Annotated in this window: 22 protein-coding genes and 1 pseudogene; 8 read left to right on the plus strand and 15 right to left on the minus strand. The window is 46.4% G+C overall.

All coding sequences use genetic code 11. The features are described from left to right. A pseudogene (locus B5D26_RS16475) lies at positions 1-383 on the plus strand (hypothetical protein); the annotation flags it as partial. Between the two features lie 67 nt (positions 384-450). After that, positions 451-960: a MerR family transcriptional regulator gene (locus B5D26_RS13840; protein WP_078746318.1), complete on the plus strand. Its 510-nt coding sequence runs from the start codon at positions 451-453 to the stop codon at positions 958-960. Between the two features lie 153 nt (positions 961-1,113). On the opposite strand, the gene B5D26_RS16560 is transcribed toward B5D26_RS13840, so the two are convergent. After that, positions 1,114-1,236 carry a hypothetical protein gene (locus tag B5D26_RS16560; RefSeq protein WP_268808417.1) on the minus strand — a complete coding sequence of 41 codons (123 nt, stop codon included), beginning with the start codon at positions 1,234-1,236 and terminating at the stop codon, positions 1,114-1,116. 152 nt (positions 1,237-1,388) lie between these two features. After that, a complete protein-coding gene (locus B5D26_RS13845) occupies positions 1,389-1,853 on the minus strand; it encodes a MarR family winged helix-turn-helix transcriptional regulator (RefSeq protein ID WP_078746319.1) in 465 nt (154 codons plus the stop codon). A 181-nt stretch (positions 1,854-2,034) separates the two neighbouring features. Here B5D26_RS13845 and B5D26_RS13850 point away from each other — a divergent pair, with 181 nt between their 5' ends. From B5D26_RS13850 to B5D26_RS13860, 3 genes are all read left to right on the plus strand, one after another. Next, on the plus strand, positions 2,035-2,583 hold the full coding sequence (locus B5D26_RS13850; RefSeq protein ID WP_078746320.1) for a VOC family protein: 549 nt from the start codon (positions 2,035-2,037) through the stop codon (positions 2,581-2,583). Positions 2,584-2,784: 201 nt separating this feature from the next. Beyond that, positions 2,785-4,086 (plus strand): sensor domain-containing diguanylate cyclase, encoded by a 1,302-nt coding sequence (locus tag B5D26_RS13855; protein ID WP_078746321.1) that lies wholly within the window; start codon positions 2,785-2,787, stop codon positions 4,084-4,086. Positions 4,087-4,128: 42 nt separating this feature from the next. Further along, positions 4,129-4,458 carry a DUF4156 domain-containing protein gene (locus B5D26_RS13860; protein ID WP_078746322.1) on the plus strand — a complete coding sequence of 110 codons (330 nt, stop codon included), beginning with the start codon at positions 4,129-4,131 and terminating at the stop codon, positions 4,456-4,458. Positions 4,459-4,545: 87 nt separating this feature from the next. Here B5D26_RS13860 and B5D26_RS13865 read toward each other — a convergent pair whose 3' ends face one another. The 8 genes from B5D26_RS13865 to B5D26_RS13900 form a co-directional block, all read right to left on the minus strand. Beyond that, positions 4,546-5,550, minus strand: coding sequence for a formate dehydrogenase subunit gamma (locus tag B5D26_RS13865; protein ID WP_078746323.1), 1,005 nt, complete (start codon positions 5,548-5,550; stop codon positions 4,546-4,548). Positions 5,551-5,636: 86 nt separating this feature from the next. After that, positions 5,637-6,287, minus strand: coding sequence for a formate dehydrogenase FDH3 subunit beta (fdh3B, locus tag B5D26_RS13870; RefSeq protein WP_078746324.1), 651 nt, complete (start codon positions 6,285-6,287; stop codon positions 5,637-5,639). A 61-nt stretch (positions 6,288-6,348) separates the two neighbouring features. Further along, positions 6,349-9,204 carry a formate dehydrogenase subunit alpha gene (locus B5D26_RS13875; RefSeq protein ID WP_078746325.1) on the minus strand — a complete coding sequence of 952 codons (2,856 nt, stop codon included), beginning with the start codon at positions 9,202-9,204 and terminating at the stop codon, positions 6,349-6,351. A gap of 17 nt (positions 9,205-9,221) precedes the next feature. Beyond that, positions 9,222-9,449 carry a twin-arginine translocation signal domain-containing protein gene (locus tag B5D26_RS13880; protein WP_078746326.1) on the minus strand — a complete coding sequence of 76 codons (228 nt, stop codon included), beginning with the start codon at positions 9,447-9,449 and terminating at the stop codon, positions 9,222-9,224. 11 nt (positions 9,450-9,460) lie between these two features. Further along, positions 9,461-10,096, minus strand: a complete 636-nt coding sequence (locus B5D26_RS13885; protein WP_078746327.1) for a TorD/DmsD family molecular chaperone — start codon at positions 10,094-10,096, stop codon at positions 9,461-9,463. Positions 10,097-10,111: 15 nt separating this feature from the next. Further along, on the minus strand, positions 10,112-11,854 hold the full coding sequence (locus tag B5D26_RS13890; RefSeq protein WP_078746328.1) for a 4Fe-4S binding protein: 1,743 nt from the start codon (positions 11,852-11,854) through the stop codon (positions 10,112-10,114). Positions 11,855-12,076: 222 nt separating this feature from the next. Next, positions 12,077-12,757, minus strand: coding sequence for a DUF3306 domain-containing protein (locus tag B5D26_RS13895; protein ID WP_078746329.1), 681 nt, complete (start codon positions 12,755-12,757; stop codon positions 12,077-12,079). Further along, positions 12,757-13,251: a DUF3305 domain-containing protein gene (locus B5D26_RS13900; RefSeq protein WP_159445671.1), complete on the minus strand. Its 495-nt coding sequence runs from the start codon at positions 13,249-13,251 to the stop codon at positions 12,757-12,759. Before B5D26_RS13900 ends, B5D26_RS13895 begins: the two co-directional genes overlap by 1 nt. On the opposite strand from B5D26_RS13900, the gene B5D26_RS16210 reads away from it, so the two are divergent. Then, positions 13,240-13,575, plus strand: a complete 336-nt coding sequence (locus B5D26_RS16210) for a hypothetical protein (protein ID WP_159445672.1) — start codon at positions 13,240-13,242, stop codon at positions 13,573-13,575. The two genes, B5D26_RS13900 and B5D26_RS16210, sit on opposite strands and share 12 nt — an antisense overlap. 349 nt (positions 13,576-13,924) lie before the next feature. Here the strand turns inward: B5D26_RS16210 and B5D26_RS13905 are convergent, their stop codons facing one another. Then, positions 13,925-14,893: a pentapeptide repeat-containing protein gene (locus B5D26_RS13905; RefSeq protein ID WP_078746331.1), complete on the minus strand. Its 969-nt coding sequence runs from the start codon at positions 14,891-14,893 to the stop codon at positions 13,925-13,927. A 427-nt stretch (positions 14,894-15,320) separates the two neighbouring features. Between B5D26_RS13905 and B5D26_RS13910 the strand changes: the two genes are divergently transcribed. Both B5D26_RS13910 and B5D26_RS13915 read left to right on the plus strand, forming a co-directional pair. Further along, positions 15,321-16,502 carry a pyridoxal-phosphate-dependent aminotransferase family protein gene (locus tag B5D26_RS13910; RefSeq protein ID WP_234985308.1) on the plus strand — a complete coding sequence of 394 codons (1,182 nt, stop codon included), beginning with the start codon at positions 15,321-15,323 and terminating at the stop codon, positions 16,500-16,502. A 354-nt stretch (positions 16,503-16,856) separates the two neighbouring features. Continuing rightward, a complete protein-coding gene (locus B5D26_RS13915) occupies positions 16,857-18,119 on the plus strand; it encodes an SLC13 family permease (RefSeq protein ID WP_078746332.1) in 1,263 nt (420 codons plus the stop codon). A gap of 92 nt (positions 18,120-18,211) precedes the next feature. Here the strand turns inward: B5D26_RS13915 and B5D26_RS13920 are convergent, their stop codons facing one another. The 4 genes from B5D26_RS13920 to uvrB all read right to left on the minus strand — a co-directional run bounded on the left by B5D26_RS13920 (position 18,212) and on the right by uvrB (position 25,363). Next, a complete protein-coding gene (locus B5D26_RS13920; protein WP_078746333.1) occupies positions 18,212-18,730 on the minus strand; it encodes a glycine cleavage system transcriptional repressor in 519 nt (172 codons plus the stop codon). A 38-nt stretch (positions 18,731-18,768) separates the two neighbouring features. Next, positions 18,769-19,509, minus strand: coding sequence for a sporulation protein (locus tag B5D26_RS13925; protein WP_078746334.1), 741 nt, complete (start codon positions 19,507-19,509; stop codon positions 18,769-18,771). A 79-nt stretch (positions 19,510-19,588) separates the two neighbouring features. After that, the gene (locus B5D26_RS13930) at positions 19,589-23,275 is read right to left on the minus strand and encodes a PAS domain-containing hybrid sensor histidine kinase/response regulator (RefSeq protein ID WP_159445673.1); all 3,687 of its coding nucleotides are present in this window, start codon (positions 23,273-23,275) and stop codon (positions 19,589-19,591) included. A gap of 66 nt (positions 23,276-23,341) precedes the next feature. Then, the gene (gene uvrB / locus B5D26_RS13935; RefSeq protein ID WP_078746336.1) at positions 23,342-25,363 is read right to left on the minus strand and encodes an excinuclease ABC subunit UvrB; all 2,022 of its coding nucleotides are present in this window, start codon (positions 25,361-25,363) and stop codon (positions 23,342-23,344) included. Positions 25,364-25,434 lie beyond the last annotated feature (71 nt).

Consider the following 25,434-nt stretch of genomic DNA (forward strand, 5'->3'; position numbering starts at 1 on the left):
GATGTTTTCCCTGTCAACCTGTGGCTTATCTACGCGCTACTTTCTGGCCTGTTCCACGCCTAAGTCGCTCGCTTGGTTCACTATTTTTTTCTAATAAAGCACTCTTTTACCTGCTTTTTGATGCGCTGGCAACAATCACCCCTCGGGCTATACCCAAAGCGCTTAACACCTTGCTATTGATCAAGGTTTCGGTGCACCGTCATTTCCGTAAACTGACCAAGACGAAAGGAGGCTTTGCTAATGAAAATGCATTACTCAAGCTGCTATACGCGGGTATGTTGAAGGCATCAGAGAAGTGGACGCATTCGGTGCAAAACTGGAACGTGACATTGTCTCAGTTGAGCATCCACTTCGAAGTCTTGCCACACCAGAGGAATGTATAATTAAACTGTTGACCCGTCTATAAGGCTAGGGTTCAAGATGCACATTCGGTCAAGCAATGGAGCAAAGATGCTAACTGTCACTCAAATCGCAAAACAGTTCAGAGTTTCTCGTACAACTATTTTGTACTACGAAAAAGAAGAACTACTGATACCTGCTTATCGTTCTGAGAATGGATACCGCTGGTATGGTGAGAAAGAGGTTGCAAGATTAGAAGCGATTACCTCCTATCGTTCGTACGGGCTGTCAGTTTCCAGTATTCGCACGTTATTAGACCGTAATGGAGAGTCTCAAGCCGAAATATTGAAAGAGCACTTCAATGAACTCGAAAGAGAAATCCAAAACCTACGAGCACAGCAAAAGGCTGTGGTCGTGTTGCTTCAAGAACCAAGTCTATTAGAGGAAAATATTGTGAATAAAGAACGCTGGGTCGAAATCATGGTTGCCGCTGGATTCACTGAAACCGATATGGTCAAGTGGCATCAGAAGTTTGAAGAACTAGAGCCCAATGAACACCAGAAATTCCTTGAATCTCTCGGTATTTCTGGTGACGAAATCACTAAGATTCGAGCTCTATAGCGTGAAAATAGCCTCAAGGGAGAGGCTATTATGCATAACTATTAAGCGGTTATACAGATGGCGAAGCCATGGCTATAACCGTTTGTTAAACGGCCGCTGGCAACAATCACCCCCCTCGGGCTATACCCGAAGCGCTTAACACCTTGCTATTGATCAAGGTTTTGGTGCTAAATCGTTTAATATCAGGGCAATCAATCGTGCATGAAAGTCCCAAAGGATATGATCTAATTCTGGGTAAAGTGTACGATCAATCATGCCCTCAGTTATATTCAACATGATGACTCACCCAATATTTGCTCTTGATGCTTTTGATCATAGCACCAATATAAAAGCTTTTACCTGAAGTGTCTCCAGCTCTGTTTGCAGCAAAAGGGTAAATAAATCGCGCTTATTATCTGAAATCTCGCATGGTTTACACGCTAGAAAACCTAACTGTGAATTAGGCTCTCAGCGTGTAAGCTCAGCTTTTCCATCAGCTGTTGTAATTGTTGCTGCTCTTGCTCGCTGAGAATAGCCAAAATCTTCTGCTCCTGTTCAATCACTAGGGGCACAATTTGGCTGTAAAGGGCTTGGCCTTTTGCTGTCAAAGTCAACTCTGAGATTCGACGGTCGGTAGCACTTTTTTGTTGGTTGATAAGTTCTGACTCTTTCAACACGCTGATAGCGCGGCTGACCTGCATTTTGTCAAGTCGAGTAAAATTGGCAACATCCTTTGCCGACATACTTTGATGCATTGCCAATGCTGCCATCACTCGCCATTCATAGCGCGTCAACTGAAACCGTACCGCATAATATTGAGCAATAGATTCACTCACCTGTTTTTCCAGAACAGACAATTGAAAAGGAAAAAACGAGCTTAAATTAAGCAAGGTTTCTGCATTGGTTTCGGTCATCGTGGCATCCTGTGGTTTAGCTTATTGTTTTCATCTGCAAGATGATAAGGCGAATTGACAATAGTAACAAATGATACTAATCTGAATTGGTAACATCTGTTACTAAATAAAAACTCCCAAGCGGTAAAACTATAATAAAACGGCGTTGACGAATCGCCTGCACAATAAAAAAGGTAGAAATATGATCAATATCAAGCAGATACACCACGTAGCCTACCGCTGCAAAGATGCAAAAGAAACCGTTGAGTTTTATCGTGACAAGCTCAACATGGAGTTTCTGGTTGCGATTGCTGAAGATCAAGTGCCTTCTACCAAAGAGCCAGATCCTTATATGCACCTGTTTTTAGATGCAGGCAATGGCAATATTCTGGCGTTCTTTGAGCTGCCTACTAAGCCTGAAATGGGACGCGACCCGAATACACCTGCTTGGTGCCAACATATCGCATTTGAGGTGGAAGACCGTGCCGCTTTAATTGCTGCAAAAGAAGAGCTAGAGGCCAAAGGTGTTGAGGTATTAGGTATTACCAATCATGAGATTATCCATTCGATCTACTTCTTTGATCCAAATGGCCACCGATTAGAGCTGACCTATCGTGATGGTACTGAAGAACAGATGCAGAAGCTGAAAGAGGTTGCACCTCTTATGCTAGAAGAGTGGTCAGTAACGAAAAAAGCGCCTAAGCACGCCGCGTGGTTGCATGAGAAAGAGTTTTCAGACCAAGCTAAGTAACAAACACTCTTACCTGCGTATAACTCCTAACTTGTGGGCATAAAGCACACCACAAGTTAGGAGGTCAGAAGAAAAGGAAAAAGTCTATAGAAGTAAAAGGACCACAAGCTTTGTAGGCTTCTCGCTATTTCAAGGCGATAGCGCTATATTTTAGAGCCAATATGACCGCCATAAACTGACCTAAAGAGAGCCGCATTGCCTATGTCTGAGGACTTTAGCCAGCTCCCCGTTTTCCTGAACCATCAAGAGATCGCCATCTTAGAGCATGTGCCCGATATTATTTGGATATTTGATCTTGATCGGCATGGCTTTTGGTGGGGTAACAGCAAAGCCCTTGCATTTTGGGGCTTAACAGATGTTGAACAACTGATCGCTAAAGATTTGTCGGCAGACACGGAAAGCGCCCGTAAACGCACCGAGCAGACGTTTTATAAAGCAGTTGCAGAGGGCATGACAGAAGACCCTTGGACGACCTATCCCAACGGCAAACCCAAAATGCTGCTGATGCGCCATAAAGCGGTATTACTTGGCCCAGAGCAACATCGGGGCATAGTGGCCTATATCAGCGAGAATGTTTCTCTGTCAGAACAACCTGAACAACTGCTGTTTGCCGAAGCCGTGCGTTACACGCCCGTTGCCGTAACCAACTTTTCAATGGCGGGCGAGCCATTATTTGAAAACCCCTCCTCCGCTAAACTATATGGCTTTAAAGAAAAACCTGAGCACGGTAGCACCTTTGTTAGTCGATTTTTAAATCCTGATGAGGGGCTTAAGCGGCTAGCCCAAGGGCAAGCGCATCAAGATGGCAGTGAGGAACATCTGATGATGACTCGCAAAGGCCCCCGCCGCCATACCGTTGATATTAGAACCAGCCGACACCCCATTACAGGGGACTATGTGCTGTTGGTGAGCGAGTATGATGTCACAGCGCTGAGGGAAGCATTAACCGCAGCAGAAGATGCCCAAAAGGCGTTGGAGAGGCTGGCTCACTACGATACCTTGACAGGCTTAGCCGTCACTCATCTGTGCAAAGCACGATTGTCGCAAGCCACACTCTCTGCCCAAAGAGATCAGCATCAGGTAGCGCTGCTATTTATTGATCTTGATGGATTTAAAGCTGTAAATGATCAGTATGGGCATTCTTGTGGCGATCAAGTTCTGGTCGAGGTTGCTCAACGTTTGCAAAGCATTACACGAGACACTGATACTCTGGCTCGAATTGGGGGTGATGAGTTTCTCGTGCTACAAACGCCTATTCATTCAAAAAGAGAGGCTGAAGCGTTAGCGACTCAAATATTAGAAGTGCTCGCGGCACCCTTTCCGATACAAACCGACATTGTAAAGCTAGCCTCCACTGGCACAACTGATGTACACATAGGCGCCAGCATTGGCATTGCACTTTACCCAGAAATTCGCTGTGACTCTGATGAAATGATTAAAAAAGCGGATCACGCCATGTATCGAGTCAAAAGATCAGGTAAAAATGGGTATTGCTATGCATAACACTCTCAGCAACTTACAACACATGCATTAAGGACAACACAAATGAAGTGCTACCGCGTGCTGAAAACCGCCGTTATTAGTTTAAGCTTGGTACTTATTTCTGCTTGCAACTGGGTTAAACCCGTAGAAGGCAGCGATCAGGTTAATCTTGTGCAAGCCAGCAACTTAACGGGTTGCCAAAAGCTGGGACACACCACCTCTTTCGTAAAAGATCAGGTGGCAGGGCTAGCCCGCAACCAAAAAACGGTAACAGAAGAGCTGGTGACACTGGGCAAAAACCAAGCCGTGGAAATGGGTGGTGATTCGATTGTACAAACCTCTGAACTCAAAGAGGGCAAAATGGAGTTTGAGATCTTTCGGTGTAAACGCTGATCAAAGTCTATTGAAAGTTCAGATCTAAAAACGAAAGAGAGGCCTTGTGCCTCTCTTTCTGCGGTGTTGCGACAACGATGTAAGCTTCTACTTCAGCTCTTTCGCATCAATCGCTTGGTCTTTCACTTCGTTATACCAAAGGTCGTGGTGTTGCTTGGCCCAAGTTTCATCCACGTAACCGGTTTTCATCCCCTCTAAAGCGCCTTCAGAGCCAATCGTACCGATGTAGATGTGCCCTAAAGAGATCGCGAACAGCAGCAGCGAAGTACCCGCATGGATCAAGTTGGCCCACTGCATATCGTCACGGGTTTGACCGAAAATCGGGAAATCTAGCACTAAGCCAGACCCCACAACCACTAAGCCTAATAGCGTTAGCGCCCAGAACCAGCCTTTTTCACCGCCATTTAAAAAGCCTGCGCTTGGGTGTTTGCCACCAATAAGGCCGCCCCCCTGCAAAAACCATTTTAAATCGGTCAGGTTGAAAAAGTTGTTGCCAATCCAGCGCACAATCATCACCAGCAAACCGATGGCGAACAACGGGCCAATGTAGTTGTGCAGCAGCTTTGACAGTGCGATCAGGTTTTTCCAAACCGTATAGCCTAAAAGATCAGGTACAAAGTGTTTACCGTACAAAATCAGCAAGCCACTGAAGGCCAGAATCAAAAAGCTGATGGCCACGTACCAGTGCATGGCACGGTCAAAACGCTTCCAGCGTTCGATCACCCGCCCCGTCCGTGGTTTGTCTAACTTCATTTTGCCCAGTAAGAGATAAACCAACGTCAACAGACCGAGACTGCCACCAATGGCGATCAAACCTGCGGGACTGATCCACTCATTACGCCACTGCCGCCAGCGCTCACCATCAATGTTGATCAGCTGACCATGTTCTGCACTTTTGGAGGTGGTATAGCCTTCAGTGCCGTCTGACACCTCACGCCAGTAATCGGCTCCGGCAAAGTTGCCTTGCACTTTTTGGTTGGCACTATCGTTGGCATAGGCTGGCGTTAGCCATGCCCAGATGACGCATAATGACAACAATGTCAAAAGTGTCCAAGCAGATCTTAATCCAGAGCGCTGCATTAACTTCATCATAATTGTTGAACCTGTAAACGACCTGTTAAAGCCTAAAAAAAACCGACTCTCCACTACGGCTGTCTGATAGGGAGAGTCGGTTGAGATTAAGCTTTAGCGATAATGTTGCTGGCGTCTGAAGCCAAAGCCTGTGCTTTCAAAGCCATCTCTTCAGGTGACATTTGCAATGGCGTGGTTGCAGCCCATGCGCCATTTTTATGGCCACGGTATACTACACGCTCACGGAAAATGTCTGACACCTTCTGAGCATCACCCGCCAATAGCGCTTTGGTAGAACACATCTCTGCACAGAGCGGCAACTTACCTTCGGCGATACGGTTCGCACCGTATTTCTCTTTCTGTTTGATCGGGTCAGGCTCTGGGCCACCCGCACAGAAGGTACACTTGTCCATCTTGCCACGCTCACCAAACGCGCCCTGTTTTGGAAACTGAGGCGCACCAAATGGGCAAGCAAACAAGCAATAACCACAACCGATACAAAGGTCTTTGTCATGCAGCACAATGCCGTCTTCGGTTTGGTAGAAACAGTCGGTTGGACACACCGCCATACAAGGCGCATCGGTACAGTGCATACAGGCTACAGAGATCGAGGTTTCATTCGGTTTACCATCTTCAATGGTCACCACTCGACGACGCTGTATACCCCATTCGGTTTCGTTCGCATTTTTACAGGCCGTGACGCAGCCATTGCACTCGATGCAGCGCTCTGAATCACACAGGAATTTCATCTTTGCCATTGTTCAATCCTCAAAGGTGGTTCATGGCAGAGCCTTAGCCCTGCCACGCAAACATCAAGTTTTAAGCTGGAGTCACTTTACACAGCGTGACTTTGGTCTCTTGCATCAGGGTTACGGGGTCGTAGCCATAGGTGGTTGCCGTATTGGCGGCTTCACCCACCACGTAAGGCGCACTGCCTTGCGGGTATTTGCTGGTGAGGTCTTTACCTTGGAACTTGCCACCGAAGTGGAATGGAATAAACACCACACCACGCCCCACACGATGCGTGACCATCGCTTTAACTTTGATACGCCCACCCTCGGCACCTTCTACCCAAATGTCAGCGCCATCGCGTACATTCAAGTTGTTGGCATCAAACGGATTGATCTCTGCAAACATCTCCTGTTGCAGCTCCGCTAACCAAGGATTTGAACGGGTTTCTTCACCGCCGCCTTCGTATTCCACTAAACGACCTGAGGTCAGAATAATCGGATACTCTTGCGAGACATCGTTCTTCTGAATGGACTCGTACATCGTTGGCAAACGGTAAATTGAAGCGGCATCTTTCCAAGTCGCATAATCTTTTAACAGATCACGGCGATTGGTATAGAGCGGCTCACGGTGCTTAGGTACTTGGTCAGGGAAGGTCCAGACCACCGCACGGGCTTTGGCGTTACCAAAAGGTGCGCAACCATGTTTAATCGCCACACGCTGAATACCGCCAGATAGGTCAGTTTTCCAGTTTTTGCCTTCTGCCGCCGCTTGCTCTTCAGGGGTTAAATCGCCCCACCAACCTAACTGCTTGATCAGTTTGTCGGTGAACTCTGGGTGACCCCCTTTGATCTCTGCATTCACAGGATAGGAGTCTTCTGACAGCAAGCTGACACCATTACGCTCAACACCAAAGCGGGTACGGAAGTTCAAACCACCCTCTGCAACAGGCTTGCTGGTGTCATAAAGAATCGGTGTGCCCGGGTGCTTCATCTCAGGCGTGCCCCAGCACGGCCAAGGCAAACCGTAGTATTCACCATGCGCACTTCCGCCTTCTGCTTGCAAGGTTTGGAAGCTGAAGGTGTGCCAGTTTTGCTGGTGCTCTTTTAAACGCTCAGGGCTGTGGCCGGTATAACCAATGGTCCACATGCCACGGTTGAATTCACGGGTGATGTCTTCAATCAGTGGGATGCTGCCGTTCACCTTGATGTTTTTGAACAGTTGCTCAGAGAAGCCCAACTTTTTCGACATCAAGTACATGATTTCATGGTCAGTCTTAGACTCAAACAGCGGCTCAATCACCTGATCACGCCATTGCATCGAACGGTTAGAGGCCGTAACCGAACCATAGGTCTCAAACTGGGTGCACGCTGGCAGCAGGTAAACACCGTCTTTACGGTCATGCATAACTGCGGCATGGGTTGGGTATGGATCAACAATCACCATCAAATCCAACTTTTCCATCGCCTTTTTCATCTCAACACCACGGGTCTGAGAGTTCACGGCGTGTCCCCAGTACACCATCGCGCGGATGTTGTCTTTCTGTTCGATATTGGCTTTGTTTTCCAGCACACCGTCGACCCAACGGGACACCGGAATACCGTTGTTGTTGATCGGCTTTTTACCGTTGTATTGGTTTTGATCAAAGCGGTTTTGCACCCACTCAAAATCTAATCCCCAAACACGGCACCAGTGCTTCCATGACCCATCGGCCAAACCGTAATAGCCCGGTAGGGTGTGAGACAGAACGCCAAGGTCTGTTGCGCCCTGTACGTTGTCGTGACCACGGAAGATGTTAGTCCCGCCGCCGCTTTTGCCCATATTGCCCAGCGCCAACATCAAAATGCAGTAAGCGCGGGTGTTATTGTTACCCGTGGTGTGCTGCGTGCCACCCATACACCAAACGATTGAACCGGGACGGCTCTCTGCCAACATTTTTGCCACTTTGTACATCTGGGCTTCGCCCACACCTGTGACATTTTCAACCTCGGCAGGCGTCCAGCGCGCCACTTCTTCGCGCACTTCTTCCATACCGTAAACACGCTGACGGATAAACTCTTGATCTTCCCAACCGTTCTGGAAGATATGCCACAGCAAGCCCCAAACATAAGCCACATCGGTGCCCGGACGAATACGCACATACTCATTGGCTTTGGCCGCAGTACGGGTAAAACGTGGGTCTACCACAATGATTTTGGCTTTGTTGCGCTCTTTCGCTAGCAAAATGTGCTGCATCGACACGGGGTGCGCTTCGGCAGGGTTTGAACCGATCAGAATAATCGACTTGCAGTTTTGCATGTCGTTAAACGAGTTGGTCATCGCCCCATAACCCCAAGTGTTAGCAACACCCGCCACCGTAGTGGAGTGACAGATACGGGCTTGGTGGTCGACGTTGTTGGTGCCCCAAAGCGCCGCAAACTTACGGAACAGATAGGCTTGTTCATTGTTATGTTTGGCTGAACCCAACCAGTACACTGAATCAGGGCCTGACTCACTGCGAATCTGTTGGATTTTATCGCCCACTTCATTGATGGCCTGATCCCAGCTGACTTTTTGCCATTTGCCGTTCACTAGCTTCATCGGATATTTCAGACGACGCTCACCATGACCATGCTCACGCAGCGCTGCACCTTTGGCACAGTGCGCACCGCGGTTAAACGGGTGATCAAAGGCGGGTTCCTGATGCGTCCAAACGCCATTTTGTACTTCCGCATACACACCGCAACCCACAGAGCAGTGTGAGCAGATGGTACGCTTCACCTCTTTAGGGGCGTTAGGAGAAACCGCAGTTTGTGCCTCGGCTTTGCGGATCATGGTTTGTCCCATAAACCCAGCTGCCGCCAAACCACCGGTTGTCACCCCTGTGTTTTTCAAAAATGCACGACGGCTTAAACCTAAACCTTGCTGCTGACCGGAGCTGGTATTTGATTTTTTTGTCAGTTTCATAAAAATTCTCCGGTGGCTTAGCGCAGGCTATCGTAGTAGCTGCGAATATGGTCAGTTTCGTGATAACCCGCCTTTGGCTTTGACTGGGGCTGGTTCAGCTTAGGCGCATCAGCCAACACCTCTGTGCTGGCCATTGTCAGCAAGCCTGCCGCCGCACCACCTGCGGTTAAGACTTTTAAAAAGCCTCGACGACTGGTCAGTAAAGACTCATCAGGTTTCAAGTTATTCTTATTTTTTGGGTTCATCGGTACAGTCCTCATTCTTCGTCTGCTGAAACCGTTAAACACTGTGCTTCAACAGCCGCAAGCGCATCGGTTTCAAAGTCGGTAAAAGCACGGCCTAAACTGCCAACACTGCTGTAAAACACTGCGGCATTTGCACGTTGTAGATCACGGAAAAAACGGCCTATCCAATCGCTCAGGTGGCGTTGGTAAAAGCTCTTTTGGGTGGTCAAGGGATGACCGTTTTCAATCAGGCTGGCCATCACTTCAAAAAGTGCAGCAGCATGGTCTTCAGGTTCACACACCGATTCTGCACGGGCATAACCCAACAGTTTCAAATCTTGGCGCAAAATCGCCAACGGGGTTTCCATCAAAGATCCTGTGAGATACCAAGAGCCAAAGGGCACCAGCTCACCTCGGCCTAAACCGATAAACAGGTCTTGGTACTCTTCCTCTAATAACGCAGGATTGCAGCGTTGCGCCGCCAGTTGCAGCGTTAACCAAGCGGTGCCCATTTCAGAGCCGTCTTGGTTGTCTGTGTCTAACGTTTGCAACCAGCTCATCAGCTCAGGGCTTGGCACTGCGCGTAACAACGCTGCCAATAAGCTGTAAATATCTGCGCGTAACTGATCTTGTTCGGTTAGGGCGGGAGCATATAAATTGGCGTTCATATTCTAAGTCTCGTCCTAAATTGAAAGTTGCTTGGTAGGGTCGGCCACCAAGTCACGGTAAATATCTTTAACACGGCAGTCTTCGCACAGCTCTAGGCGGCGAATCGCATCACCTGCAAACATACTGTGGTGTTGTAGCTTCTCTTTGATACGCTGCACGGTACGGGCAGGGGCAAACGCGGTGCCGCAATCACGACAGCAGAACGGCTCATCTTGACAGACCACTCGGGGGGCGTGGCGTAGGTCGGCATTAAACAAAAAGCGTGTGTCTAAACTGATCGCTTTTTCAGGGCAGGCCGCTTGGCATAAACCGCACTGCACACAGTTGGCTTCGGTAAAATTTAAAGCCGGATGGGTTTGAGTGGTGCTCAAACTGGCCGTAGGACAGACCGCCACACAGGAAAAACATAAAGTACAAGCGTCGGCCTCAACGCTGATTTGCCCAAAAGGGGCAAAGGCTGGTAACGGGAGCTGTTCGATAGTCTCCGGCGCATATTGATAAAGATGATCAATGGCCGCCAGTAACAGGTCACGTTTTGCCAAGGGGTCTAATTGAACTTTGTTTTGTAGGCTGGGTACTTTGATGCTGTTCGTTGCGTCGTGGGCATAGGGATTCGCGCTAAGCGCATTTTGATCTTCGACTAGGCGCAGGGCGCTTTCGGCATACCCCATTGCACGAAGTAAGCTTTGAGCCAGTTTCAACTCTTTTCTCAACAGTGTTAACAAACTGTCAGGGGTTTGCGCGTCGGTTAACAGCACAACTTGTTCGCTGCCCGCGCAAAATGCCTGTAGCCAAAGCTCCGGCCCTACGCTGGTGATCTCTTCTAGCTCGACAGGAATCAGATGAGCAGGCCAGTGTTCTAAGTTGACCTCAGTATCCGCACCATGAAAAACCAACACAGGCTGCTCGCCGCCCTGCTCTCGATATTGTTTTAGTAGGCGCTGTAGATACTCCAGCATCATGCTGCTTTTGGGGATTGCAAAGCTGAGCGCCCCAGTGGGACAGGCCGTTGAGCAACCGCCTGCACCGTGGCAAAGGTAGTGATCAACCTCGATCTGACGATTGAGGCTTTGAATCGCATCGGCTGGGCAAACATCCAAGCAACGTGTACAACCCGTTAAACCTCGACTGCTGTGCGCGCACAGATCATGATTGACACGCAAAAACATCGGTTTTTCAAACTCACCAATATAATCTGGCAGTTGTTCTAACAACTCATGCAGCTTGTGTGTCGTGCTGTTCTCTTGAGTATAGCGCTCCCCCTGAATGTAAAAATAACCCGGTGGCGACAACTCCTGAGACAGCGAGGGCGTTTGGCCTAAGTCGATGATCAGATCAAACTGTTTTTTGGCAATCAGTGCAGGGGCTAAATGGATCGCCTCCTCTGTCTCTGCACCTTCTGCTTTAACCCAAACCTCGAACTGCCCCATATAACCTTTGATCTGGGTTGGCTTGCCGTAGGCAATAGGCAGCTTTTCGGTTTGCTTGAGCGCCTCTTCCAGTGCAGGGTTATTCAGATCCTGCACGGGGTCGGTGATCAAAAGAGAAAGACTGGCGACAGCTTGTGGTCCATGCAGTGCATAAAGTTGAACTGCCGCCAGTCGGGCGAGATCGTCAGCACCAATCATCAGTAGATGACCTTTAGACTGATAACTGATGCTGGGTGCGGCCAAATTCTGAGGGCGTGACAACGCCGTCAGCACATGATGACGTGCATACTGATTCAGTGGTTGCTGTTCAGTGCTCTGAACTGTCATGTTTTTTCCTCATCCGGTTTTGAATGGCTCAAAATCGGTGGCAAGGCCGTCTTTTATTGTTGTTAGCGTTGTCTTGTTGTCTGAGAAAGCGCAACACAGGCTAAAAAATGCAAACCCGAGGCCGCACTTTACGAAAACAAAGCGACTGGCATTCCACCCTATTCTGATGCTTCTTTTATTGGCTTAACGGTTCGGGACATTTTGTCCCGATCTTTTATCGGGTTATGAAATGTGTGGCATTTTGTCCGATGCTGATTCTGAGCCTTGGGGCAAATCGGACTGAGACAAAGCCGTCTCAACCTCCACGACCTCTGACTCAGGTTGGACAGACTCTGCGACAGGCATTAATGATTCAGGTGCACCCGCAGATGGATCAGGCTCCACCCGCGCAGCAGGCGCATCACCTGTTGTTGACGGCGGTTTTGACAGATCGGACTCCCACTGCTCCACCACCTCTGATGGCTTGTCCCGCACCCACTGACGCACCTCGGCCGCCAACGCCTGCCCCATTTCGGTCAACTGACTGTAATCATCGTCGTAGTCTTCCAAGCCATCTCTTAAGTTGAACTCAGGCTTCAGAAACAGTGCGGTCAGGGCTTTTTGACGCAGCTTTTCACTCACCCCCTCAGAAAAGAACGCACTGACATTGCTATTACCGTCCAAGCTGGCAATCTCAGGCATATCCGCATCAGTCAGCGGCTCAACCTCTTGGGCAATGGGCGCTTGCGCGGTCGACTCAGCCGCTTCAGGGGGCGTGACAAGCTGAGGCGACGCCATATTTTCAGATAAAGGGGTTGGGAATAGTGCCTCTGACTCACAGACTTGATCAGTGACCTCAGTGCTTTGCGCATCTGCAACCGCCTGCTTGCGCTGCGACCAGCGTGAGAAGAAAGACGGCCCCATTACTGATCTCCTTGACCGGTGGTTTCGTCCTGTACACTCAGCTCGTCACATCCGGCATACTGCTTTTTGCGCTTCACCTCTAACAGCTCACCATGCAGCGACAAAAAAGCCTCAATCCAGCACTGAATCGCCTCCGGCATCGGGTACTCCAACACTTTCTGCTCACCATCCAACCAAGAAGCCGCAAGGTCTTGGCAAGCGGTGATCTGAACAGGCAACCAAGGCTCCACCCCCTCATCGCAAAGTACAAACAGGTGCGGACAGACTGAATCTAAGTTAAAGCGGTAGGCCATACGTTCATCGCGGTACAGAATCAACTCCAAAACCGTAACGGGGTGCTGCGTATCAGAGCACACCGCCGCTTCCGGCCAGAGCGTCGACACCTGCCATTCATCGCATTGCCATTGCCCCACGCTGATTTTGATAGGTTCAAGTGCGACACCCAGTCGCTTGCAATTCTGCGTCGTGAGAATGGTAGAGGTGTGTATCGACATAGACAGATCCCTTGGATTGGTAGCAGCGATCGAAATAACCCTGACTACCGCAAGGAGTGCGCCAGTGCGATTTGGAAAAAAAGGGATAAATCGGGCGAAAAAGCCCAAATAGGTAAAAAAAAAGCCCACCGCCAAACTAAAGAGCGGTGGGCACCAGAAACACTCTGGATGGTCGCCAGATATAAGAGCCATAGCTGGACTGATCGAAACATGATCAAGCGATTTAGGTCTTCAGGAATTCAGGAGAAAAAACGCGCCGCTGCCATTGTCATTAAGATGCTCTTTATCAGGAGAGAGCGTTTTAATAACAAGGCAGCCTGCTGACAAATTTTGCATATGTAGGTCAACAGTCGGCGCAGAACAACCCCAAACTGTTACTCGATACATGGCAGCTAACGGACGCCAAAGACAGAACTGTGCAGGGGGGCCGTCCGTTAAGATCGAGCAACACCCCTTATATTGCAAAGGCGGTGCCACAAAATCTATAGACTAGATTCTGCATGAGTCACCCAAATACTTAATAAAACAAAGGTTTTTTAGTGATTCAAATAAAAGTGTGTCATTTTGGCGACACACTTGAGGCGAAATGTCGTATCCACAACGTTATTTTAGGGCGGTCGAACCGAATACTCTCTTATGACATAAACTCAATCTGTTGCGATACCAGATGCTTCTACCGAGTCATCTTTTTTACAAAGACAACCACAAATAGTGCTAGGGTAAAGCTACCTAGAAAAGCCTCAGTTGCAGCAAACAAACGATTAACCCCTACGGGCGTAATATCGCCGTAGCCCAAAGTGGTAAAGGTGACAACGCTGAAGTAAAGGCAGTTTGTAAAGGCGTAGAGATTGTTTTCTAAGCTGGCAGAGAGACTCAGTTGCAGAAGCTGATCACGATCTTCTACTCCATTAATGAAGAAAAGCAGCGCAAAGCTCAGAATAAGTACGATTGAAAAAGAGATGACCCGTAAAGGGCGCTCACCATAACCGCAGAATAGATCAACAAGTTTTGATATCAAACGAGGGATAGAGAAAAGGGGCATTTGCATTCTACGCATGACCATCTCTCTACGAAAAAAATATCCTGCCTGTTCAAACAAACCCTCTGCTTCTAAAACACGTCGCAGATTGCGATAAACTTCTTCGGCTTGTTCAAAGTAATCAAGCCGTTCCACTTTATTGGTTGCTTTTAGTGCTAAATTTTCCTGCATCACGTAATGCCCCCAATGGACATTGTCTAAGCGTGCTTCCTCTAACCTAGTACCAAGCAGGTTGGCACCTTCTAAATTGGCGCAGTGTAGGTTTGCCCTACGTAAATCCGCCTTCATCAACGAGGCGCCTTTTAGATTGGCATTAAATAAGTGGGCCAGTTGCATATCGGCTCGGTAAAAGTCGCAGTGACTCAGGTCATAGCCGCTTTTACTGCCATGATGTACCAAATTCACATCTGTTAGAGTGGCATTGCGCAAAGAAAAGCCTTGCATAGGTAAGTCTGTTCTGGCACGTGTCTCAAGGTTAGTAATTAGGTCAGGTTCTGTCTTGATCTGTTCAGTGTCATGCCAAAAACAGAATCCATGGTGTAGAGCAGAATGAGCGCAAGCCACGCCCTCAGGGCTGCGATAGCGGCAAATTTCTTCTGTCATAAACAACCTCTTTGCCTGTTAATGTTACAAAGTGTTGCAATGAATTAAAGATAGCGCAAGTTTGAATCTTAATTAATTTCTTGCCCTCCCTTCTTTCCTAATCAGCTTAACCTTCACGCTATTCCTTAACATAGGAGCCCAAATGCTGCAGGGGCCAATAGACTTTATCCTGAGGCATAAATGTAGCTTTTTATTTACATGCCATAATTTTGGCTTTACTACTGGCTACACATACGACTTAAGGTCAAAAATGCCTTAATCACCAGTATATTACTATTGCCGACCAGCTGTCAGATCAGCATACTGTCTCATTTTTCAGCATTCATACAACTGTATGGACGCCATTATATGACCCTTTAATCAATTGCTATCATAATCGCCCATGTAGGCAGCATTGATGCAGGTTTTATCTTAAGGACTTACAAAAATGACCACTTACAGCTCTTTTCATCCCCCTGTTCGCACACTAATGGGACCAGGCCCTTCTGATGTTAATCCTCGTGTTTTAGCGGCAATGGCGCGACCTACTATTGGTCACTTAGACCCTGAGTTCATCACTATGATGGACGAAGTTAAGGCGATGCTGAAAGCTGTGCTAAAGACAAACAATGAGTTAACAATGCCTGTTTCAGCTCCAGGTTCTGCGGGCATGGAGGCATGTTTTGTTAATTTAGTAGAGCCGGGTGATAAGGTTATTGTCTGCCAAAATGGCGTTTTTGGTGGCCGTATGCGTGAGAATGTCGAGCGTTTTGGCGGCATTGCAATCATGGTTGAAGATGAATGGGGCACTGCTATTGATCTTGCAAAAGTAGAAGCGGCTTTTGCAGCTAATCCTGATGCTAAAATTCTAGCTTTTGTACACGCTGAAACTTCTACTGGTGTGCGCTCTGATGCTCAAGCGTTGTGTAAAATTGCTCAGGCCAACAATGCGCTTTCTATTGTTGATGCAGTTACCTCTATGGGTGGCATTGAGCTAGATGTTGATGGCTGGGGTATTGATGCGCTGTATAGTGGTACTCAGAAGTGTCTGTCATGCCCACCGGGTATTTCGCCAGTTACTTTCAGCGCGAAAGCAGTTGAAGTGGTTAAAGCGCGCAAATCAAAAGTGCCAAGCTGGTTCTTAGACACCAATCTGGTGATGGGTTATTGGGGCGGCAGTGGTAAGCGCGCTTATCACCATACTGCACCTGTTAATGCACTATATGCTTTACATGAATCGCTAGTGATGTTGCTAGAAGAAGGGTTGGAGAATGCATGGGCGCGTCATAACCTGCATCATCAAGCGCTGAAAGCAGGCTTAGAAGCGATGGGCTTAGAGCTTCTTGTGGATGAGGCTGATCGTTTGCCTCAGCTTAACTCAGTGAAAATCCCTGAAGGGGTTGATGATGCTGCATTGCGTAGCGCCTTATTAGACAATTACAGCCTAGAAATTGGTGCAGGTCTTGGTGCATTAGCGGGTAAAGTTTGGCGCATTGGTTTAATGGGGGCAGGCTGTACTCGTCGTAACGTGATGCTGTGCTTAGATGCTTTAGAGAACACAATGCGCGCCCAAGGTGTACAGGTAAACGCTGGTGCAGCAGATGCCGCTGCAAAAGTTTATCAAGGCTAGTTTTGATACGCTGATTTGATGTACTTTGTATCACTTAACTTTGCTCTAGTATCTCAAGATAAGCACGCATCGCGTGCTTATCTTAGTATCAGCGCTCGGTCTGTTAACACAACAGAGGGGAATGATAAGGGAATGATAGGAGCCTGATTTTGCCATATCATCGAGCACTTTTGTTGATGATTGATTAGGCTCTTTTAGAATAAAACCTATTAAAAGCAGACTCTTTAAAAAATATCTATCCGATGGTAATCCCCCCGATAAAGCCACTATCATCACTGCGTAATTATTTTGCTTTAAGCTTACCGCTGTACAAACTCCCCGTACTTGACCGATTCTCATAAAAAGGACACCAAAATGTTAGACTCTGTGAGTCTTGGCTGTTTGATTCTATTTGTTGTAGCCACGTTGTGGGTTACTGAGTGGATTCATGTCAGTTTAACCGCTCTGCTAATACCTGTTTTAGCCATTCTTAGTGGTATATTCGACGTTAATGAGGCTTTTAAGTCTTTTGCTAATCCGATTATTTTCATTTTTCTAGGGGGTTTTGCCCTTTCAGCGGCATTGCATAGGCAGCAATTAGATCGGCGTATTGCACAGACTATTATTAGGCTGGCAAGAGGCCAGCTGTCCCGAGCGGCTACGTTGATTTTTATGACCACTGCTATGTTGTCGATGTGGGTGTCTAATACTGCTACAGCGGCTATGATGCTGCCATTAACATTGGGTGTGTTGTCATCTCTTGACTATTCAGAACATCGTCAAACCTATCTTTATTTTTTACTGGGTGTTGCATTCTCTGCCAATATTGGCGGCATAGGCACTTTAGTTGGCAGCCCTCCAAATGCAATTGCAGCCGCAGCAGTGGGTTTAAACTTTACTCAGTGGATGATGTATGCGATTCCTGTTGTCTTGGTGTTGATGCCGATTATGGTATACACCCTTCGTTTTTGCTTTAAACCAGACTTGCGAGCGCAAGTTGAGTTTGAACAGTCTGCTCCCTCCCCTCTTAATAGTGCTCAAAAGCTGACTCTGCTTGTCTTTGCTCTTACGGTGTTAGGCTGGGTTTTTAGTCAACAAATTGGCTTATGGTTAGGTATAAAGGGTAGTGTTGATGCATTGGTTGCAGTGTCAGCAATTGTATTGCTGGGCAGTATGAAGCTACTGACGTGGCAAACCTTTGATCAGCAAACAGATTGGGGGATTTTGCTACTGTTTGGCGGTGGGTTAACGCTAAGCGCATTACTGTCTAGCTCTGGTGCCAGTGCATTTATGGCGGAGCAGATTATTCAACTGATCACGGAAATGCCATTAATATTGTTTGTGCTGGGTATGGTTGTTTTTATTATGGTGCTAACTGCCGTTGCCAGTAATACCGCCAGTGCTGCGCTGCTGTTGCCGATATTTTTACCATTGGCTGAAGGGCTAGGTGTATCTCAAATAGGCTTGGCGCTGCTAATTGCGGTTGGTGCCTCTTGTGCTTTCACACTGCCAGTGGCCACGCCACCTAATGCTATTGTGTTTGGCAGTGGCTTTGTACCGCAAAGAGAGATGTTAAGGGTGGGATCTATTCTAAGTGTTGTAATTTTACCTGTACTTATGGGACTGGGTTTTAATTAGCCGGTGTTCTATGCGCAAGCCTCCCCGCTTATTTGAGTAGTGGGCAGGGTGGCTTGTTGTATTACTTTGGTTCAGCTATTCAGACAGGCTTGTTAGCTGTTGAGAGTGATATCAACCATCAGGTCGCTGGCAATTGCTTCCAACGCATCTTGTAATTCATCTAAGCTAACGTTTTCGCCTGCTGATAGATCTGCATCTGCTTTAAACAACAGTTCGGCAGACATTGAACCAGAGACTAACTCGGTGTTCAGGCGCTCTACGTTGATGTGACGTTTAGCCAGTGCTTGAGAGATTTCACGCACAATCCCGGGCTTGTCATGCCCAACAAGTTCTAGCGTAAACTTGACTTGGCTTTCAATTGGCTCAGGTTCTACTGTACGCTCCACCGTTACTTTTAAGCCACGGCTTTCTAAGTCAAGCAGTGCTGCAATTAATGCATCTGCTTGGTCTTCTGGCACTTCTGTGATTAATATGCCAGCAAACTTACCCGCAAGCCGAGACATACCAGACTCAAGCCAATTACCTTGATGGCTAGCAATGGTTTGTGATAGTAATCCTACTAATCCTGGTTTATCTGGGCCAATAAGGGTGAGCACCAAAGAAGTCATCATAAGTCTGTTCCTGCGATATTAAAGTTAATATTGGACACTTAGCCCAAGAAGTTCTTGATCTGAGCGGTCACTTGGTCTTGAGACAACCCATTATCCAAGCTCATACTACGATAGCTATCGCCACCAAAATTGCGATCCAGTTCTAGTAATACATGTGTTACTTGCGGCGTTGCCACAAATGACACTTCAACTTCATTTAAACCAAATAATGCGAATTTATTAGGCTTAAACTCTAGCTCTTGATAGCATCCGATACTGGATACAAAGCCGTTGCCTCGTAGCTGTCCTTCCTCGACATCTGCCTTCACCAGACTATAACCACAAAGATCCATAGCTTGCAGCACTTTATTTTGTATAGACGTTGCGATGATGTTAAGCGGGTCTTTATCGCTTGCATCTATTGCCATATCAATGTTTAGACCTGTTGAGATCCAAACTTTAGTTTGGTTATTTCGTGCGCCATTAGCGCTGATAGGGGTTTCATATGGTAGTTGAGCGCTGAAGGGTATTGTTTTGGTTTCACCCGCATTAATCACAAAGCTGTCAGCAATACGCCATTGCGCAATACGTTGATTGGCAATCATGTCCGTTTCATCACGTTTCACTTTGACTCTTGTCATTAAGGCCAAGTCTAAGCCTGAAATTGTTTGCTCAGTATCACCACCTGTAATTACGATATTGGCACTAAAGTTGTCACCAGGGCTTAGTAATTCAGAGGTTAAAATGGTATCAACTTTAGCACCGCCAATACCCACAGTTGCAAGTAGCTTTTTAAACATCCGTTTTCCCTTCTGTTTTTAATGTTTTAAATCACAAAATCTAAGTTAAATAATCACATATTTCTACATAACAGTTATTTTAGCTGCGATAACGTTGTATCACTGACATTAACAGCTGAAAATCTAGAGGTTTGCAAAGATAGTCATCAAAGCCTTGCTCTAGTGCTTCATCAATATACTCAGGCTCTACTTGCCCGCTTAGTGCAATTATCGGCAGTTCATCCCCCATGGGTTGAGTTCGAATGACGGCTAAAAGTTCCGCGCCTGAGATACCTGACAGGTTCATGTCCATAATAATTAAATCAGGGCAACGGTTTAGAAAAGCCTCAAGGCCATCTTCCACCGTTGAGGCTATGGTTAGGACAAAGCCTGCTTTTTGGTGCTCTTCCCGCGCGAAGAAGCGTTCTAGTAGCTGCTGATTACTGACTTCATCTTCAATGTATAACAGCTCAAAACGTTGGGAGTCGACGCTATTAGATGAATGATTCGGCTGCATTATATTGGAGGGTTGAGTATTTTTAACTTGCGAATACAAAGGTAATCGAACGGTGAAGCAACTACCAACGCCCAGTTTAGACTCAGCCTCAATTGAGCCGCCCATCGCCTCTACAATGTGCTTGCTTAGTGCCAAACCGATTCCAATGCCTTGAGCATGAATGCTACCCTCGGCAGACTCAAAAGGCGAAAACAGTTGTGACAAGAAACTTTCTTCAATACCTAGCCCTGTATCTTGTACTTTGAATATGCAGTGTTCAGCTGTACTGAGTAGGCTGACCGATACGCTACCATTAGGCTGATTAAATTTTATCGCGTTATGCAACAAGCAGTTAATCATCTGTTTTAATCGCGCTTGATCGGCTTGCACTATGATGACTTGATCAGGTATCTCAAGATTAAGCTGCAACTGGTCACGGGTAAGCTGGGGCGTATGCTCTGTTACGACTTGTTTTAATACTTGGCTAATATCAATAGGTTCTAGCATCAGCTTGAACTCGTTACGCTCTAGCTTTGCCAGATCCAGTATTTCATCGACCAGTGCCAACATCTCTTGCCCTGAGGTTACAATTTGCTCCACTTGTTCGTAGTGATCCTCACTGAGATCCTCTGACTCCAACATAATGAGCTGTCCAAAACCAAGGATCGCATTTAATGGTGTTCTGAACTCATGGCTCATTCGAGACAAAAATTGGGTTTTGGCTTGGTTTGCTTGCTCGGCTCTCTCTTTCTCTTGCTTTAAGCCAAACTCTGCCCAAAGGCGTTCTTGGTCATTTTCATAACCCGCTAGAATTGCTGCGCAAGTGGCAATCCAAGGTTCAAACAAGCTGACCTCCGCCGACCAGCTTCTTGTATCGTTGACTAATATGAAAAAACCCATTTGCAGGTCAACACCTGAAAGAACGGGCAAGATAAGAAGGCCTGACTTTTGTAATGGATCAGAGGATGAGCTGCAATAACCCGGTAGAATATCATCAACTAGAACCAGCTCTGGGTTAAGTGGGCGCTCATGGTGTAACCACTTGGTCACGCATTGTTGCCCCCATTCGCGCAATTTTAATCGGCACTCTGTAGTAAGTGCGGTTTCATTTGCGTTAATTTGCTCACAAATTGCGCCTTCACCAATTTTCTGTTGCAGTGGCTCTGTTAGTGCGTAAAAGCCAAAGTTTGCTTGTGCCAAGTGCATTAGGTTATTGAGTTGTGAGGTCAAATCTGGCTTTTTCTCTTTGGCGCAGATAAAGCGTGTTTGCAAAGTAGAAATATGGGTCAACAAGCTATTGTTAAACTGGCGTATAAACTCCTCTTTTTTACGTGTGCTAATATCGCGCACCATCACAATGATTCTATTGTCTGAGGCTCTAGCAAATCTCAACTCTAAAATTTGCAAATTATTAGCACTTGCACGAGTTACTTCAGCAAAATAACGGGCTTGAGCGCTCTGTTTTGGCTCTAGTAGTGTTCTTCTTAACTCTTCCTCAGATAGCACTGAGAAGAGATCAAACAGATTAATACCATTACGTAGAGAGATCTTAAGGGGGTCTCCTTTGGGCTGTTGATAGTGCAGCAGTTCAAAACGTGCGTTAAACACCAATAACAGATCAGGCAGTGCTTCTAGTAAAGCTTCGTTTTCAGCCTCTCTAACCTGTAACTCTTGTGAAGTGACTGAAAGCTTGTCGGCAAGTTGTGCACGGTTTCTATAGAGATCAACTTCGAGGCGCTTTCTTAAAGAGATATCACGGGCAAATACACAGATAAATGCGTCATAGCTATCCTGATAAAAACTCATGTGAGTATCGGCCGGAAAGCTCATGCCAGAACGTTTGAGTAAACTTGCCTCATGTTGAACTGTTTCGCCACGACGCACTCTTGACCAAAGCAAGTGCCAGCTATCTTCATTAATGGCTGCATCAATGTCTTTTAAGCGCAGGTTGAGCATGTCTGCTTTTGAGTAACCTAATATTTGCAGGCTAGTTTGGTTGGCATAAATAATTCCGCCGTCCTCTTTAACCCAAAATACTAGCTCTGCTGCTTGCTCTAAGGTGTCGCTTTGGCGCTTTAGCTGAATCAACTCGGTTCGACTGACAGAAACATCTTTTATTTGTACTAAAGTGACCTGACGTTGGGTTTCAAGTTTATTGAAATGGCAGGAGAGTAGTTTTTGTGACTCTCCTTGGCTCCATAAACCAAAATAAGTGTCAGAGTCTGCCTGCTGGATTAGAGAAGTGAAATTTGGTGCGTCATCGCCAGAATCTGTTTTAAGTCGCAAGCTTAGTTCTAACAATAACGTTGTTAACTCAGCGAGTCCTATCTCATTTTCTCCTGCTAAAAGTTGCTGAGCGAGTGCATTAAAACTGACAGCATCTCCATTATGGTTCAAAAGAATTAAGCCCTCTCCGGAATGCTCAAACATGAGCTTTCCAAGTTGATGAGCAGGTAGCTTTTGTGAGCCTTTTGACTGAAATGAAAGAAATAAAAAACAAATACTGGTCAGCGATAGGCCTCCTGTAAACAGCAACAACCAGTGATGTAACTGCAAACTGTCCATAAAAATATAAGGCTGATAGCTTAAGTAAAAATCAAGCTCCAAAGATTTGTTTTGAATCTCTGCTTGTATTTGATTGCGCTTCTCTGGGTTTCTTTGCCCTATAGAAATAATGCCTTGCTGCTGATGAGATACAGAGAAAAAGGCTGTATTAGCAGGTAAAAGATTTCGATAAATCGGATATAACTGAGGCTGAAAACTAATTGTAGCGATCAGCACGCCCTTAATTTTAGCGTTATGCTTCAAAGGTACTGCAATTAGCAATTGCTCTAAGTCACTTTTAACGTTACCAGATAGGTCGCGAGTTGGCGGCTTATAGCGATAAGGCAATAACCACTGAGTGTCGCCTTGCAACACTTTCTGGAATAAAACCTGTTGGTAAACGATAGGATGAACTTGCCCTAGCCACTGCTCATCCTGTGCATGTTGAACATAACCATTACTGTCCAGTATATAGTAGGTATATAACGCATTCTTATCTAACAATGCGACTAGATGCTCTTGATCAAGAGTGGGTAGCGCCTCAAGTAACTGTGCCCAAACCTCGATCTGTGTCTTTTGTTCATTCACCCAGTGCGATGTCAGATCGCTCAGCATTGTTAGCTCTTGCTGTGCTAGCGTACGCTTTTGCTCAGTTTCAATTTCATTAATTTGAATAAATCCTACTGTTGAAGCGAGCAAAACTAATAACGCAACAGCTAAAGTGCCCCATCGAGTTTGCTTTTCCATAGGCATCATAAAATCCTTAAACTTACTATGCTCTGACGAGGCATATTGTTAAATACCCAAACACAATCATAGTATCAATCGAGCCTTCAAACGGTGAATTTCATCTCTTATTTTAGCAGCTTGTTCAAATTCCAAAGCTTTTGACGCTTCATACATTTTATCTTCTAACTGGCTGATGGCTTTTAATAACTGAGTTGGAGACATAGTGTCTACATCTGTTTGATAAATTGCGGAATCTTCTGCCACTTTGCGTGTTTTATTGCTGACTTTTTTACCGGGAATACGTGCGCCCTCTAAAATGTCAGCAACATTTTTCTGCACCGTTGTTGGGGTAATTCCCTGTAGCTGATTGTGTTCGATCTGTTTTGCACGACGACGCAAGGTCTCATCAATAGCACGCTGCATGGAGCCAGTGATGCGATCCCCATATAAAATAGCTTTACCATTTACATGGCGTGCAGCTCGACCGATAGTTTGTATCAAAGAGCGTTCAGAGCGTAAGAAGCCCTCTTTGTCGGCATCTAATATAGCCACTAAAGACACTTCAGGCATATCCAAGCCTTCACGTAGCAAGTTAATGCCTACTAATACATCAAATACACCTAGACGTAGATCACGGATAATCTCAACCCGCTCAACCGTATCAATATCAGAGTGTAGGTAGCGTACCTTTACACCTAAATCTGAAAGATAATGGGTTAGGTCTTCAGACATCCGCTTTGTAAGGGTTGTCACTAATACCCGCTCATTAACGGCTACTCTCAGATGGATCTCCGATAGCAAATCATCAACTTGTTGACCTGCTGGACGCACTTCTATTTCTGGATCAAGCAAGCCCGTAGGGCGTACCACTTGCTCTACAACTTGGCCTTGGTGCTCTGCTTCATAGTTGCCGGGCGTTGCTGAAACAAAGATCATTTGCGGTGAGATCTGTTCCCACTCTTCAAACTTCATCGGGCGGTTGTCTAAGGCAGATGGCAAGCGGAAACCATACTGCACTAATGTCTCTTTACGAGAGCGGTCTCCACGATACATTGCGCCCAGCTGGGGCACCGTCACATGGGATTCGTCAATAAAGAGTAGTGCATTATCGGGTAGGTAATCAAAAAATGTCGGTGGTGGCTGACCATCATTGCGGCCAGATAAATAGCGGGAATAGTTTTCGATACCGTTGCAGTAGCCTAGCTCCATCATCATTTCAATGTCGTACAATGTGCGCTGTTCTACACGCTGAGCCTCTACGAGTTTGTCATGCTGACGAAACCATTCGATACGCTCTTGCAACTCAACCTTAATATTCTCAGCGGCTTCCAGTACTTTTTCTCTAGGTGTAACGTAGTGTGATTTCGGATAAATAGTGATCCGAGGCATCTTACGCAGCTGCTGCCCTGTTAATGGATCAAAGATCGAAATAGACTCTACCTCATCATCAAATAACTCAATCCGCACTGCTTCGTTTTCTGATTCGGCAGGAAATACATCAATCACATCGCCACGCACACGATAAGTAGCACGACGAAAATCAATATCGTTACGGGTATATTGAAGCTCTGCTAAACGGCGTAATATTTTGCGCTGATCAATGCGCTCACCACGGTCAATATGTAGCACCATTTTCAGATAAGACTTCGGATCGCCCAAGCCATAGATAGCTGAAACGGTTGCCACTATCAAACAATCAGGTCGCTCCAGTAACGCCTTGGTAGCAGATAAACGCATCTGCTCAATGTGCTCATTAATAGAAGCATCTTTGTCAATAAAGGTGTCCGATGAGGGCACGTAGGCTTCTGGCTGATAATAGTCGTAATAAGATACAAAGTACTCTACAGCATTATTAGGGAAAAAATCTTTGAACTCACCATACAGCTGGGCTGCTAGTGTTTTATTGTGTGCCAGTACAATGGTTGGGCGCTGCACTTTTTCTACGATGTTTGCCATCGTAAAAGTTTTTCCAGAACCTGTAACGCCCAGCAGTGTTTGATGTACTAAACCACTGTCTAAACCTTTGCAAAGTGCATCAATTGCCGCAGGTTGATCCCCCGCTGGTTCAAAACGGGACTTTAAAGTAAATTTTTTCTGTAATTCCATGGTTTATCAGGCCAATTATTTGTTAAAAACTTATTTGCCAGAAAAGATCACTACATCTTTTCGGTACAGGC

This window comes from Oceanospirillum multiglobuliferum (assembly GCF_900167095.1).
Lineage (GTDB): Bacteria > Pseudomonadota > Gammaproteobacteria > Pseudomonadales > Halomonadaceae > Oceanospirillum > Oceanospirillum multiglobuliferum.